The sequence below is a fragment of the Chryseobacterium sp. JAH genome, assembly GCF_001507335.1.
Lineage (GTDB): Bacteria > Bacteroidota > Bacteroidia > Flavobacteriales > Weeksellaceae > Chryseobacterium.
Genome location: NZ_LMAH01000006.1, coordinates 120,007 through 135,483 on the forward strand (window position 1 = coordinate 120,007; position 15,477 = coordinate 135,483).

The 15,477-nt window shown below is 36.3% G+C and carries 13 protein-coding genes and 1 riboswitch; of the genes, 9 read left to right on the forward strand and 4 right to left on the reverse strand.

The window, feature by feature from the left end:
* Nucleotides 1–52 precede the first annotated feature (52 nt).
* Nucleotides 53–397 carry a YkvA family protein gene (locus AR685_RS13220; RefSeq protein ID WP_047444656.1) on the forward strand — a complete coding sequence of 115 codons (345 nt, stop codon included), beginning with the start codon at nt 53–55 and terminating at the stop codon, nt 395–397.
* 44 nt (nt 398–441) lie between these two features.
* Here AR685_RS13220 and AR685_RS13225 read toward each other — a convergent pair whose 3' ends face one another.
* Entirely contained in the window at nt 442–1,080 is a 639-nt protein-coding gene (locus AR685_RS13225) for a hypothetical protein (protein WP_059124861.1), read from the reverse strand.
* A 154-nt stretch (nt 1,081–1,234) separates the two neighbouring features.
* Between AR685_RS13225 and pyrF the strand changes: the two genes are divergently transcribed.
* Both pyrF and AR685_RS13235 read left to right on the forward strand, forming a co-directional pair.
* Nucleotides 1,235–2,611 carry an orotidine-5'-phosphate decarboxylase gene (gene pyrF, locus AR685_RS13230; RefSeq protein ID WP_047444660.1) on the forward strand — a complete coding sequence of 459 codons (1,377 nt, stop codon included), beginning with the start codon at nt 1,235–1,237 and terminating at the stop codon, nt 2,609–2,611.
* 55 nt (nt 2,612–2,666) lie between these two features.
* The gene (locus tag AR685_RS13235; protein WP_228376440.1) at nt 2,667–5,486 is read left to right on the forward strand and encodes an aminopeptidase; all 2,820 of its coding nucleotides are present in this window, start codon (nt 2,667–2,669) and stop codon (nt 5,484–5,486) included.
* 46 nt (nt 5,487–5,532) lie between these two features.
* Here AR685_RS13235 and AR685_RS13240 read toward each other — a convergent pair whose 3' ends face one another.
* Complete coding sequence (locus AR685_RS13240) at nt 5,533–6,387, reverse strand: lamin tail domain-containing protein (RefSeq protein WP_059124862.1); 855 nt, start codon at nt 6,385–6,387, stop codon at nt 5,533–5,535.
* Between the two features lie 367 nt (nt 6,388–6,754).
* Between AR685_RS13240 and AR685_RS13245 the strand changes: the two genes are divergently transcribed.
* From AR685_RS13245 to dusB, 6 genes are all read left to right on the forward strand, one after another.
* Complete coding sequence (locus AR685_RS13245) at nt 6,755–9,952, forward strand: hypothetical protein (protein ID WP_059124863.1); 3,198 nt, start codon at nt 6,755–6,757, stop codon at nt 9,950–9,952.
* A gap of 257 nt (nt 9,953–10,209) precedes the next feature.
* Nucleotides 10,210–10,298, forward strand: a riboswitch (TPP riboswitch).
* Between the two features lie 69 nt (nt 10,299–10,367).
* On the forward strand, nt 10,368–11,090 hold the full coding sequence (locus AR685_RS13250; RefSeq protein ID WP_059124864.1) for a class I SAM-dependent methyltransferase: 723 nt from the start codon (nt 10,368–10,370) through the stop codon (nt 11,088–11,090).
* The gene (locus tag AR685_RS13255) at nt 11,087–12,136 is read left to right on the forward strand and encodes an AIR synthase family protein (RefSeq protein WP_059124865.1); all 1,050 of its coding nucleotides are present in this window, start codon (nt 11,087–11,089) and stop codon (nt 12,134–12,136) included. Before AR685_RS13250 ends, AR685_RS13255 begins: the two co-directional genes overlap by 4 nt.
* Complete coding sequence (locus AR685_RS13260) at nt 12,136–12,765, forward strand: thiamine phosphate synthase (RefSeq protein ID WP_059124866.1); 630 nt, start codon at nt 12,136–12,138, stop codon at nt 12,763–12,765. Before AR685_RS13255 ends, AR685_RS13260 begins: the two co-directional genes overlap by 1 nt.
* A gap of 4 nt (nt 12,766–12,769) precedes the next feature.
* Nucleotides 12,770–13,036, forward strand: coding sequence for a Trm112 family protein (locus AR685_RS13265; RefSeq protein ID WP_047444672.1), 267 nt, complete (start codon nt 12,770–12,772; stop codon nt 13,034–13,036).
* 60 nt (nt 13,037–13,096) lie between these two features.
* On the forward strand, nt 13,097–14,092 hold the full coding sequence (gene dusB / locus AR685_RS13270; RefSeq protein WP_047444674.1) for a tRNA dihydrouridine synthase DusB: 996 nt from the start codon (nt 13,097–13,099) through the stop codon (nt 14,090–14,092).
* A 143-nt stretch (nt 14,093–14,235) separates the two neighbouring features.
* Here the strand turns inward: dusB and deoC are convergent, their stop codons facing one another.
* Complete coding sequence (gene deoC / locus AR685_RS13275; protein WP_059124934.1) at nt 14,236–14,979, reverse strand: deoxyribose-phosphate aldolase; 744 nt, start codon at nt 14,977–14,979, stop codon at nt 14,236–14,238.
* 5 nt (nt 14,980–14,984) lie between these two features.
* Nucleotides 14,985–15,455 (reverse strand): Lrp/AsnC ligand binding domain-containing protein, encoded by a 471-nt coding sequence (locus AR685_RS13280; protein ID WP_047444676.1) that lies wholly within the window; start codon nt 15,453–15,455, stop codon nt 14,985–14,987.
* Between the last annotated feature and the right edge of the window lie 22 nt (nt 15,456–15,477).

The following is a 15,477-nucleotide window of genomic DNA, read 5'->3' on the forward strand; positions in this document are numbered from 1 at the left end:
ACAGAATTTGCGAAATATACAGTATTGAAATTATTTTAAAAACAAACACAAAATGAAATATTCAAAACTTAATTTAGCTAAGGAAGCCATCAGCCATAAAGGCTTTATGAAAAAAATTCCGGACATATTCAGAATGGTCAATATGTGGAGGAAAGGAGAATATCCTGTAAAATCTATGAATCTAATTTTACCTTTGATAGGTTTACTTTATGTACTCTCTCCTATAGATATCATTCCTGATTTCATCATTGTCGCAGGAGTTTTAGATGATTTGGCTGTTTTATCCTTAGCAATACCTAAACTCATCAAAGAAGTCGACAAATTTCTGCTTTGGGAAGCTGAAAGAAAGTACAGCACCGAAGGCTCTAAAATTATTGACGCTGAAATCATAAAATAAAATCAAAACCATTCTTCTACGAATGGTTTTTTTGCGAAACCCTATCACGGCATAATCATTTTACCGAAAATTTCCAGCCAAAGAATATATCCGGAAAATCCTCCGATCAGTCCGGCAACAACGAATGTAAATCTTTGATGCAGTGGCACAAATTTAAATATGACAATGATAGCGACAATACAACCAACTAAAGCAGTTGGTAAAATAATTGACCACAAAGGCAATTGTAAATATTGAGCTAGTTTAATTTCATCACCACGCAATGATAATTTATCGTTTACAAGATATCCAATAATCCATGTTGCGAAATTAGCCGTTTGTCTTAACCAAAAAAGAGATAAGAAAATAAAAAACCATTGTTTTAGATTTATTGAGGAAACAGGATTACTCTTCTTAAACACAAATAACAACATCAAACCTGCAGTTCCCGTGAACATTGTCTGAACTGGCCCGCCTAAAGTAAAAACAAATCGATCAAATTGATCTTTCCCTCTTAAATCACCATCATAGATGATGCTTGTGTAACCATAATGAACCTTGGCATTAAATCCGATTATTTTTGCGCCAATAAAGTGACCGCATTCATGCGAAACGGTTCCTATAATTGTTGTAAAAATAAATACAATAATAAGAAGCAGCAGTAATTTGAATTCTATTTTGAAATTAATAAACTTTTCTAACATCAGTGTTTTATAAAAAATTCAGACAAGATAATTTACGATTAAAGATAAAAACAATTTCTCGACATTAATAGCGAATCATTTTCAATGAGAAATTGATGATAAATTTTCGGGCATCACTTCAAATCATTAAATTTGTACCATCTAATAAAAAATAATGGAAAGTAAAAAAGAATTCTTTTTAGAGTGCTATAAGCTGGGCATCATCAAATTCGGAAGATTTACATTGAAAAGTGGAATTGAAAGTCCGTTTTATGTAGATTTAAGACCTTTGGCTTCAGATCCTAAAATTTTGAAAAATTTAGCAAATTATTTATTGGAAATGCTTCCTCTTGATAATTTCGATCTGATCTGCGGAGTTCCTTACGCTGCACTTCCAATGGCGACTGCGATGTCTCTTGAAAGCTACATTCCATTAATTATTAAGAGAAAAGAGGCTAAAAACTACGGCACAAAAAAATTAATTGAGGGCATTTACCAGAAAGGACAAAACTGTCTTTTGGTAGAAGACGTGATCACCTCAGGAAAATCTTTGATAGAAACTATAGCCGAAGTTGAGCAGGAAGACCTTAAAGTTGCTGATATCGTGGTTGTCTTAGACAGAGAACAAGGCGGGAAACAGCTTCTTGAAAGCAAAGGATACAGAGTTCACACGCTTTTCAATATTTCAGAAGTCTGTTCGATTCTTCAGGAAGAAGGTGAACTTTCTGATGATGAAGTAAAAAGAATTCAGGATTTTCTGGCAGGAAATCACATTCAGTTTGAAGAGAAAGTGAGACTTTCTTATCAGGAAAAATTTGAATCTGCACAGCATTCTGTTTCAAAAAAATTATTGGAAACCGCTTTGGCAAAAGAATCAAACTTAATTGCTTCTGCCGATGTTACTACTACTCAAGAACTGCTGGAATTGGCAGAAAAAGTAGGCCCAAACATTATTGCTTTAAAAACTCACATCGATATTATTTCTGATTTTGATTATCAAAATACAATTGTTCCTTTGAAGGAATTAGCAGTAAAGCATAAGTTTTTATTGATGGAGGACAGAAAATTTGCAGACATTGGGAATACGCAAGAACTTCAGTTTACCAGCGGAGTTTTCAAAATTACAGAATGGGCAGATTTCGTTACTTCTCAGGTAATCGGAGGTTTTGAATCTTTAGACTGCTTCAAAAACGTGGGTGTTGTTGCTATCATCGGAATGTCTTCAAAGGGAACATTAACGACCAATAGCTACAGAGAAGAAGCTCTAAAAGTTGCACAATCTCACCCGAACGTTATTGGTGGGGTTTCTCAAAATGTACTTCCAGACGAGATGCTTTTATTCACGCCAGGTGTAAATTTAGCAGATTCCGGTGACGGAAAAGGTCAGCAGTACAATACGCCGGATCATGTGTTCAAAACCCTTCATACAGATTTCATTATCGTGGGTAGAGGAATTTACAAATCTGAAGATCCTGCAGAAGCCGCTAAAACATACAAAAACGAAGGTTGGAAAGCTTATTTGAATTCTTTAGAAAAAAAAGCAATTCAGTAGTTAAATCATCTATATTATACTTAAAATAAGTTATATTTGATGCTTTATCATCAAATTGAAAAAGTTTAGTATTTGTTTTATTCTGTTTTGGGGAGTTGTGCAGGTTTCTGCACAAAAAGACAGCATCTTTGTAGATGCAAAGCTTTCCCAGGGCAATAAAATACTTGAGGTAAAGCAGGAAATTATTTATCATAATCATTCTGCAAAACCTTTAGACAGCATCAAACTTCTCAATTGGGCAGCAGCGTACAACAAAAGAGGAACTTCTTTGGTCTACCGAAAACTGGAAGACCGAAATAGCAGTCTCCATTTTGCAAAACCTGAAGCATTAGGTGAAATCTCAGACTTCACAATCAGCAGCGAAAGGGGCCAGCACGTCTCTTCCAGTAATGTTTCTGAAGAAAATTTATTTTTTGTTATGAACCAGCCTTTACAGGCCGGTGAAAGTATTAAATTACAGTTGCAATATCAGATTCAGCTTCCTGATAAAAAATTTACAGGATACGGAACTTCAGATACCAATATTGCTTTAAAATATTTCTTTATTGTTCCGGATCATTTTGATCCGGACAATATTTCTAAAAGAAATTACCATGACATCGAAGAATCGGTGAATTTTAACACGCATTGGAAATTTAAGTTTGACATTCCAGTGAATTATTTCATGGAAGGTAATCTTCAGCAAACTGCCACAAATACTTTTAATGGATACTCAGATTCTGATCCTGAATTTATTATTTCGCAAAATAAATTTCCCACAATCCACGTCAATTCAGATAACATTCATACCGAAATAAAGTTCGGATATAATATCAGTCCACAGGAAATTCGCAATTTAGAATTTTTCCTACCGTTGCATTTGAAGTTTATCAGAGAAAAAATTGGTTTTATCCCTGACAGACTTTTCATTTCAGATAAATTCAGAGCTAAGGAAGATTTTTTCGGGAACAATGATATCAGTTTTTGGAAATTTAAATTTAAACTCTTCACTGATGCTGAAAAAGTTGACCTCGATTATTTCGGAATTATTACCAAGAAAATTTTAGATGAGAGTGTAATCACCGATAAACAGGATCATCACTGGTTCAAAAACGGACTGAAATCTTATCTGGAAATTCAGTATCTAAAAAAATTCTACGGTGAAACCAAACTTTTGGGCAATCTTCCTGAAACCAGCATTATAGGAATTAAACCTTTGAAATGGTTCCATGCTTCGGATGTAAAACTGCTTGACCGTTATGGTTTGGCCTATCAGTACATCATGTCTCAGAATCTTGATCAGAAAATCGATGAGCCATTCGGAGCACTTAGCAATTTCAACGATATGGCGATCAGCAGTTTCGAAACCGGAAGTCTCTTCAGTTTTTCTGCCAATAAGATGGGTGAAGCAAACTTCAATGAATTGGTAAAAAAATACATTGAAGAAAACAGAGACCAGCAGGTTAATCCTGAAGATTTTTTGAAGCAGCTGTCTGAAAAAGAACCGAAAACAGATTATCTGACGGAGTTTTTAAAACACAAAAAAAGGGTTAATTTTAGACTGAAAAACTTTAAAGTTAAAAATGATTCTCTTGAAATCAGGATTGCAAAGAATACATCAGATGCCATTCCTGTAAAATTAGAAACACAAACCCGCAATGGTGAGAGAAAATCTTACTGGATAGAAACTGAGGAAAATCAGAAGTTCAAAACCGTCAATATTCCTGGAGAAAACATCTATAAGATCACTCTGAATGATGACTATATTTTCCCTGAGGCTAATTACAGAGATAACTTTTTGTATACAAAAGGTTTATTTTCAAATTCCAAGAAAATTAAGTTTAAACTCATCAAAGATATTCCTAATCCCGAATTCAATGAAATTTATCTAAATCCAAGAATCAAATTTACCAATACCTACGATAAGTTTTTAATCGGAATTAATTTTAAAAACCAATCACTGTTTGATCAGAAATTTTTATATTCCATCACGCCATCTTTCAGTACCGGAACCGGAAAAATAACTGGTTCAGGCGCAGTTGCCTACTCTTTCCTTCCTGCTGAAAGCATTATCCAAAGTCTGACTTTTGGGATATCTGGGTCTTATTTTCATTATGACTACGATTTAGCTTACAGAAAAGCATCTTTATATTCAAATATAAGTTTCAGAAAAAATCCGAGAAGTACTGTGAGCAGGGGCGCCAGTTTTTCTTATAATTATTTTCAAAGAGATCTGAATCCAAAGATGATCGCTAACCGCGACTACGACAAATACAATCTGTGGGCATTGGGATATGGCTATGCAGATAATCAAATGATTCACGAGAAGAGCTTCAGCATCAGCACTCAGGCGATGCATGATTTTAACAAAATCACCGGAGAAGCCTTTTACAGGTGGGAATTCGCACCAAGACAGAAGTTAAGTTTAAGATTATTTGCCGGATATTTTGCAAGAAACGAAACCCGAAACAATACATTTGACTACGGTATTTCCAGAGTTTCTGATTACTCTTTTTCCTACAACCTTTTGGGTCAAAGTGCGACGGGCGGGATTTTATCTCAGCAGTTTATATTGGCTGACGGCGGTTTTAAGTCATTCATTCCTGGAACAGTTAACCAGTTTATCACCTCACTCAATGTTGACACCAGCGTTTGGAAAATTTTCCATATTTATGCGGATGCAGGATTGTATAAGAATAAAAATAATCCTACTCAATTTATCTGGGACAGCGGTGTAAAAGTGAGAGTAATTCCTGATTTTCTTGAGATCTATTTTCCGGTACAGTCTTCATTAGGATTCGAGCCTGGTTTTAAAGATTATGGAAAACGCATCAGATACACTTTGATTTTGAATTTAAGCACCATCATCAATGCTGCAAGAAGAGGATGGTATTAAAATAAAACAGCTGCACCAGGCAGCTGTTCATACACAAAACCATTTCTTAATCTTTTAAAATTTTCTGAGAAACCTGCTGATTGTTTACAGTTCCTGTTACGATATAATTGCCGCTCGCTAAATCAGATATATCCATTGCAGTGCTATCTTTTTGAGAAGACATTTTCACTACTGCACCTAAGCTATTGTATATTTTTACATTTCGCACGTTTCGGCTAAAGATGATTTCATTATCTGTAACAAATGAATTTTTAATAAAATTAAATGCAACAGATTGCAAATTGACATCAGCAACGGCAAGCGTTCCCGTTCCGGGTGAGGCGGTGGCAATCATGAAATCAACTACATTATTGTTGGTATCGCCAGAAATCCTTGTAATAGACGTAAGTGTTGTGGGTGACGGAGCTGCACCTGCACCTTCAAACTGATCCACTGTCCCGTAGCCTACAAAATCTATCACATTGGATGCAGTAGGACCTGTAACCTGCGTTGTATTACTGGCAAGAACAATCTTTCCTGATGTCATGGCAATACCTATTCCTAGAGATGGATTTGGTGTCCCGTTGAAATTAATTATTGTGGTTGCAATAAAATTGGGACTGGGTAAATCAACTGTTCCACCTCCTCCAGTTGCTTCCTGAATAAGATAGGCCTGTCCAGGATTCAAGGTAATATTGGGCAATGTGTGATACTGAGTGAAAGCACCAGTCGCAGGAGCATACTGAATGGTTGCACCATTAAGAGACGCTACAGAAGATCCTATATTTTTCAGTTCTATAAAATCATTTTTCAACGTCGCCCCTGAATTTCCGCCCCCTCCATATATCTCATTGATGACAATCTGAGCATTAGAAAATGCTGCTACCGAAATGACTCCGATAAAAGTAAAAATCTTTTTCATGATAATATTTTTGTGAGTGATTAATTCACCAAAAAAAACAAAAATAAGACCACTTTACATCACAAAAGAAAATTAAAAAAACTATAACTAAATATATAACAGCAGATTACCTGATCAACAAAATAAGTTACTGTAAAAGTATCGTCATCAACTCTTCGAAAAACTGCAAAAATTTAACCTGAATTTATATTTTAGATTACTCATAATTTAAAGAGTAAAATGACGATAAATTTTATATCAGATACAATATTCAGATGAAGTTATTGTTAATCATTCTAAATCCACAACCATTCACATTTTTTAGTTATTTTTACCATTTATTTTCAAAAAATTGCGGAATTCTGTTCTGATTTTTCTCCTTTTTATAATGGGCTTATCTCTGAATAATGCTCAAATTTTTTCGTGGAAAAATCCCAACATCCCCCAGGATAGCATCAAGAAAGACAGTATTCTTGCTGCAAGGCTTGAACAGGATATATTCGCAAAGGACACAATGGATTTTGTAAAGACAAGTAACAGAATTATTGTTGACGAAGCCGTATTAGCACGAAATGATAAAAAGCGTTTCTTGGGCGAATTAAATTCTAAAGGTTCGATCATCCGTGGAATTACTTTCGGTAACAATCAGGGACAATCCGTGCAGAGTTCAATGGATTTGCAAATCTCGGGAAGATTATCAAAAGACGTCACGGTGTTAGCTAGTATCTCAGATCACAATTTACCCATTCAAGCAGATGGATACACGCAGACGCTGGAAGAATTTGACAAGATTTACATGCAGCTTAATATTAAGGATAAATCTATTCTGAGAGCGGGGCATCTTGATCTTGTTGATGATAAGAATTATTTTGCCAAATATCAGCGTCGAAGCATGGGACTTCAGTTTCAGACACAGTTCGGGACCGAAAACAAAACTTTTGTTGATGTTTCTTTGGGTGTGGCTCGAAGTGAATTTCACAGAATCCGTTTTCAGGGTGTGGAAGGAAATCAGGGACCTTACCGTCTGACTGGGAAGAATGGTGAACAGTTTATTACTTTGATTTCAGGATCGGAGCAGGTTTTTATTGATGGTATTCTGATGAAACGTGGCGAAAATCAGGATTATGTAATCAACTACAATACAGGAGAGGTTACCTTCACCAGTTTTCGTCCTATTTTCCAGCAGAATTTTATTACCATTTCATTTAATTACACCAACCGAAACTATTCGCGATATCTATTTACAGGAAAACTTCAGCATCAGCGTGAGAAATTCAGAATCGGATTAAACTGGTTCATGGAAAACGACAATAAAAATGCACCGTTAGCTTTAAATTTATCTAAAGAAGACGAGCAGATTTTGGCAGACGCAGGAAACGATCCCAACATGATGTATGCTCCTTCCGGCGTGGTTGCAGAATATGATGTTAATAAAATTCTCTACAGTATTGTGCAGGATAGCAATGGAAATCACTATCAGTTTTCAACGGATGCCAGTCAAACTTTATATCAGGTTTCATTCACCTATTTCGGAGCCAATTTAGGAGATTACAAATTGACACAAACCACCAATAATGGACGTGTTTTTGAGTACGTAGGTCCTAATTTAGGAGATTACAGAGCTGTAAGAAAACTGCCTTCGCCGCAAAAAGCACAGGTCTACACGATGAATTCAGAATATTTACTGAAAGACGGAAAGGTAGGTGCAGATGTTTCTTTAAGCAATTATGACCTAAATTTATTTTCTTCAAAAGATTCTGATCAGAATTTAGGTTACGCCGCAAGAATTTATGGGAACAAAACATTTACAAAAAACAGCTGGAAAGGAACCCCAAGCTTTGAATATCAATACATCGACAAACAGTTTCATATCCTAGATCGTATTAATGACGTAGAATTCTCACGAGACTTCAACTTAGCACAGGAATTCAGCGGTAAAACGCAAAACAGATTTATCTTTAACTTCCTTAATAAATGGAATAACAAATCAGCTTTAAATTACCGTGTTAACTATCTTGATGAACAAGATTCTTATAAAGGAATTAAAAACGATTTAGACTTCAGCTGGATCAAAGGAAAATTCCTGACCAAAGGAAACTTATCTTACCTTGATACCAATGCAACATTGCAGGATACTAAATTCATACGTGGCGGTGCCTCGTCAGAATACACCGGGCAAAAAGGCAGCTGGGCACTGGGCGGAAGCATGGAGCATAACGAAAAGAAATTTAATGCAACTCAACTGATGGATGTTACCAGTTTCAGCTGGAAAGAACTTTTTGTACAAAAGAAAATCGGTGACAGTACCCGAACAAAACTATTGGCTAAAATGTATGTCAGAGATAATGACTCGGTGCGTGAAAACCGACTTCAGAACATGAACAGAATTTTAGGTTTCATGGCAGAAAGCCAGCTGATCAAGACAGAGAAAACTACCTTGAATGCACTCATTCATTATAGAAAATTCTTTTACAAAAATGAAGATGTAGACATGAATCAAAATAAAGATTTTGTGGTTGGAAACCTCTTGTACAATCAACAGTTGTTTAAAAACGGAATGCGATTGCAGGCGTTCTATGAGCTAGGAAACGGGCAGGAAGCACAGCGTGAATTTCAATACATCAAAGTGACCGACGGGCAGGGTATTTATAAATGGACTGACTACAACGGCGACGGCATTCAACAGCTGGATGAATTTGAAATTGCAGAATATTCCGATTTGGCACAGTATATCAGGATTTACACCAATTCAGTTCGGTACATTCCTTCCAATAAAAACAAACTGCAGTTAGCATTATTCGTTAATCCTGCGATAGTTTTCAACTCTGAAAATAAATTTTTAAAACGCTGGAATTTTAATGTTTCATTAAATTCACAAAACTCATATTTCAAAAGAGATAAAGTTTTAGTTCTAAATCCTTTCGAGAAAAGTGACGATCAGATTCTTAAGAATCAGAATATTTTGGCTTCCGTTCAATTTAATCCAACCGAAAAATCAGGCTGGAACGGAAACTACCGTTTCATCGCCAATGACAACCTCATCAATGCCAATTTCAGCAATGAAGAAAGAAATCAGACCTCACATTTCGTGAATCTTGGATATTGGTTTAATAAAGAATTCAGAGTCGACTGGGAAAACTCAGTTCATGATTTGCAAAATTCTTCTCAGCTTTTTGCTACGAGAGATTATCGACTAAATAATTTCGAGACAAAACCAAAAGCGACTTATAAATTTACAGACGCCATACAGGCTGAATTTTCATCCGCTTACCGCGAAAAGAAAAGGGTGGACGGTGAAGAACTTCTGAAAGCTTTTGACATCACCGGAACGATTCAGTGGGAGCGTAAGAAAACTTCCATCAGAGGAAACTTCTCTTTCATTAACAATGATTTTACCGGAAACAACTTCAGCATCGTAGGAAACCAAATGCTTGATGGCTTAAAACCTGGGAAAAACCAGGTTTGGAGTGTTTTCGTACAGCAGGCTATCAATTCTTTCTTACAGTTAAATCTCAATTATGAAGGAAGAAACTCGGGCGACCGTACGATTCATATTGGAAGTATGCAGGTGAAAGCGAGTTTTTAAAATGTAGATGAAGATTACGGTTGAAAGTAAGATTTGATCTGTTTTTCAATGGGTTTTTAAATTGAAGCACTTCATGGTTCTGTAAAATTCCGACAAATATACATCCCCTTCTTATTGTACATGGGTCCCACCCACGGCTATTCATATTGAACCGACAAAATATAAATACCAACACTTTCTATAAGATCACGAACTTTTACTTTTTACTTGGCTCTTTTTATTTTTACCTTCCCACTTTTTCCTTATATTTGTTTAGTAATAAATACACGGGGTGCCGCAGGGCTGAGATCATACCCGATGACCTGATTTGGATAATGCCAACGTAGGGATGTCTGCTTAAAATATTTTCATTTTATGCTTTATTCGTTCACATGCTTATCTGTGGTCTGAACTGAATAAATCAACATAAAATAAAATGGAAGTAACAAAGTATTCCGGAGAACTTATCCCTCACCAAGACAAAAACTGGCAAGGAAGACCTGAATGGTTTTTCAATCGCGAACATACCGACACCTACGAATTGTGGTACGAAGGCCGATACAAACGTGCCGAAATCTGGCAGAAAAAAGTAATGGAGCAGCTTGTTTCCAGTGATCAACGAGTAAAAACATTGTTAGAATTCGGTTGTGGCACTACCCGATTTACACGCTGGTGGAAAAATATAGGAATTGAAGCAACAGGCGGAGATATTTCGCCATTAATGTTATCACAGGCGGTTCATTTGTTTGAAGGTGATCTGGTGATGGCAGACTCACACTTTATGCCTTTCAAAGATCACACTTTCGATTCATTGGCATTCATCACAACATTTGAATATTATAAAGATCCCGTAAAAGTTATCAGAGAATCAGCCCGTGTAGCCAAGTATGGAATCGCAATGGGAATGATGAACAGAAATTCGCCAAAGGTTGCCCGACGACGCGTGCAGCAGTTGTTTGGAAAGAATCCTTTTTATGTAACCGCAACTTTTTATACTCCAAAAATGCTGACTGAGATTATCGAAAAAGCTCTGGTTGGTAGAAAGTATACAATAGAATGGACTTGCACCGGACTTCCGAAATGGTTTCCCGTTCAACAATGGAATATTCCTGTAGGTGATTTCTTTGGACTTTACATTCAACTAAATGATGTGGAATGAGTGAGACATTAGGTAAAATAAATCATGCTCAATTTGAAGATTTCCTTAAAAACCGTTGCGGAAAAAAACGTGATGAAGTCCGTGTCGGTCCTGAGTTTGGCGTCGACGTTTCAGTAGTTGATCTTCATGGCGGAAAAGCGATGGCTTTGACGAGTGATCCACTGTCTTTGATTCCTTCTTTAGGTTTGGAGGAATCTGCTTGGCTGTCGGTACATCTTATGGCGAACGATATGGCGACAACGGGTTTCGCCCCGATGTTCGGGCAGTTTGTTTTGAATCTTCCTGCTCAACTTTCTAAAAATGATTTTGAAATCTATTGGAATTACATTCATCAATTCTGTAAAGACATTGGCGTGAGCATTACCGGCGGACATACAGGCTTTATCGAAGGACAGAATTCTACTATTGCGGGCGGCGGAACTTTTATAACCATTGCTCCGAAAGAAGAAATTCTTGTTTCAAAATATGCAGACGTTGGTGATGTAATTTTAGTGACTAAAACCAGTGCACTTTCATCTGCTGCAATTCTTGCGATGAGTTTTCCGGAAACGGTGAGAAATAAAATGGGTAAAGAGTTTTACTATTCTGCCTCAGCTTCGTTTTATGAAACCTCATCTTTGAGAGATGCTTTGACTGCGGCACAGATTGAAAACTCAGGTGTAACAGCAATGCACGATGTGACAGAAGGTGGCGTTTTGGGAGCTATTTACGAATTGGCGGTTGCATCAGATAATGGTGCTAAAATTTTTAATGACAAACTTCCAATCGGCGAAGTTCAGTCTGCGGTCTGTCATCTGTTTTCGCTAGATCCGAGATATTGTATTGGTGCGGGTTCGATGATTATCACCTGTAAAAAAGAGAAAGCTTCGGAAATTATTTCGAGATTGGAAGCGAATCATATTCCCTGCACAGAAGTGGGAACAATTACAGAAAAATCTTCGGGAATTAAATTAATTGAAAATGAAAAAGCAAATGATATAATTTATTTTGAAGAAGATCCTTACTGGAAAGCTTTTTTTAATGCTTATAAAAACGGCTGGAAATAATGAAAAAGGAAACCATCCAATCCGGAATTTACTTGATCATTGATCCTTCGATGGATGAAGAGATTCTTTTAGCTAAATTAAATGTAATTTTAAACGAAAAAATATCGGCGATTCAGATTTGGGACCATTTTAAAGAAAATGAAAAAATTGAGGAGCTGGTTTCAAAAATTTCTGCAAAAACTTCTTTACACAACATTCCTTTACTCATCAATAACCGCTGGGAAATTTTAAAACAAATTCCTCTGGACGGAGTTCATTTCGATGAAATTCCTGAAAACTTCAATCATATCAAAAAAGAAATCAGCCGTGATTTCCTTGTAGGAATTACCTGCAACAATGACTTGGCAACTATTGAGTATGCGGAAAAACATCAGTTCGATTACATTTCTTTCTGCTCGATGTTTCCGTCAAAAACGGCGAACAGCTGTGAACTGGTCAGCTTTGAAACTATTCAGAAAGCAAAAAGTATTTTCAATGGAAAAATTTTTCTTGCCGGAGGAATTGATTTAAATACAATTGAAAATTTAGGCGATTTGAATTATGATGGAATCGCTATTGTCTCAGGAATTATGAGTGCAGGAAATCCGTCACAGGCCATTAAAGAATATCAACAAAAAATTAAAAAGTAAAACAATGAGAATAAAAACCATAGAAAAATTATGTTGTCCGTTTGACAAATCAGATTTAAATTTAACGATCATTTCACAGGATGAAACTGAAAACATTATGGAAGGTTTACTCATCTGTGACGACTGTAAAAGAGTATACCCCATCATCAGCGGAATACCGATTATGTCTCCTGATGAATACCGTGAATTTAAACTGGAACAACCCGTTTTAGAACGCTGGGAAAAACATTTGGAAGGAAAAAAAGTGGAGAATTTTAGGTTGATTTCGTAACGATAACAGCAATAGATAATTTCAAAATGCTGAAAGTTTAGAATTTCGTAAATTTGCAGCATGATAAAAATAGGCAACATAGAACTGCCGGAATTTCCGCTTTTGCTTGCACCAATGGAAGATGTGAGTGATCCGCCATACAGACGACTGTGTAAATTGCATGGTGCAGATATGATGTACTCAGAATTTATCTCTTCTGAAGGCTTGATTCGTGATGCGATGAAGAGCAGAAAGAAGCTGGATATTTTCGATTATGAGAGACCTGTAGGAATTCAAATTTTTGGAGGTGACGAGGAAGCAATGGCAATGTCTGCAAGAATTGTGGAGACCGTAAACCCTGATCTGGTGGACATCAATTTTGGTTGTCCGGTAAAAAAAGTGGTTTGCAAAGGTGCCGGCGCCGGAGTTTTGAAAGATGTTGATATGATGGTTCGTCTCACGAAAGCTGTGGTGAGTTCGACAAGCCTTCCTGTGACCGTAAAAACCCGTTTGGGATGGGACAGTAATTCTATCAATATTGATGAAGTGGCCGAACGTCTTCAGGAAACTGGAATTAAGGCGTTGACCATTCACGCAAGAACCCGCGGACAAATGTACAAAGGTGAAGCCGACTGGGAGCACATCTCAAGAATCAAGCAAAACCCAAATATTGAAATTCCTATTTTTGGAAACGGTGACATCGATTCGCCAGAAAAAGCTTTGGAATATAAAAATAAATATGCGTGTGACGGAATTATGATCGGTCGTGCAGCCATTGGTTATCCATGGATTTTTAATGAAATCAAACATTTCTTTGCAACCGGAGAATGTCTTGATGCACCTACGATTTCAGACCGACTTTTAGCGGTTCGCCAACACGCAGAATGGAGTGCAGAATGGAAAGGTGAGAAGTTAGGATTAATCGAAATGAGACAGCATTACAGCAATTATTTCAGAGGGATTCCTCATTTTAAAGATTTCAGAAGAAAGTTTTTGGAAGTTTATTCTTTAGAGGAAATGGATGAAGTGATTAAAGAAACGCAGGGATTCTACGAGGAATATCAGGCACAGGTTTAATAGGTTAAGTGAAATTAAACCATTTACATCTATCAAGAACTGAAGATAAAATTAAGTTGAGAGTCGATCTACGAACTAAAATAAATTTTTCAGAATTTCTCTAAAACAGCAAACCCATCAAAATCTGACGGGTTTGTTTTATTTTAATAAGATTCAGAAGAAGATTTCTTTTTAATTAAAGCTAGCGCCGAAGAAGTTCCTATCCGTTTGACACCAAGGTTGATCATCTTTTCGGCATCTTCGGGAGTTCTTACTCCACCTGCTGCTTTTACCGGAAGTTTTCCAGCATTTTCGAGCATAATTTTTATGCCTTCAAATGTGGCTCCATTTGGCTTTCCTTCTTTTGTTTCGTAAAACCCTGTAGAAGATTTTACGAATATTTTAGATAAATCATTTTCAGCAAAATTTTCTTCTGCCCATTCTGAGATATGCTTCGTTAAATCACCAATTTGATTATCTGTTAAAGCTGCAGTTTCAATAATCCATTTCGCAACTTTTTGGTTTTGAATACATAATTGAGTGCATTTTAGAAACTCCTCTTTTACGTACTCCAAATTTCCTTTCAGATATTCAGAATAATTAATCACAAAATCGAGTTCGTCAGCACCTTCTTCAACTGCTTTTGAAGCTTCTGCCAATTTTTCTTTTAAAGAATATGTTCCTTCATGAAAGCCAATCACCGTTCCTAAAACAACTGGTGAATTTCTTTCCTGAATATACTTTCTAATCTCAGCGACATACACAGGCCGAATCATCACTGCAAAAATGCCATTATCAATAGCTTCTTGCGCAAGTTGTCTAACTATGATTAAAGTTTCTTTTTCAGAAATACCAGATTGTGAAGGAGTTTTTAAATACGTTGAATCTAAATATTGAGCAATATTCATTGTCATTATACTTTGAGTTGTCTGTTGATACCCTGCTCCAACGATATAAAAGTTTCCGTTCTGGTAACACCTTTCATTTTCTGAAGTTTATTTAAGATCTGCATCAAATGGTCATTGTCTATGCATAAAACTTTTAAAAAAATGGTGTAATTTCCTGTGGTATAATGTGCTTCTACCACCTCGTTGACTTCTTTCAGTGATTTTACAACATCAGGATAATGACTTGGCTGGTCGAGGAACATTCCGATATATGAAACCACTTTATATCCTATTTTTCTGGGATTTAGAAATGATATAGAATTTTCTATAACACCTGCGTGTTCCAGTTTTTTGATTCTTTGATGTACGGCAGTAGTTGATATTCCTACCTGCTTTGAAATATAGGCTAAAGAGCTTTTGGCTTTATCCATCAGCATATAGATAATTTCTTTATCTAAAGGGTCTAAGTGATAGCTTGTACTGGTTGAGTTTTTCATCGTTGATTATTACTTTTATATT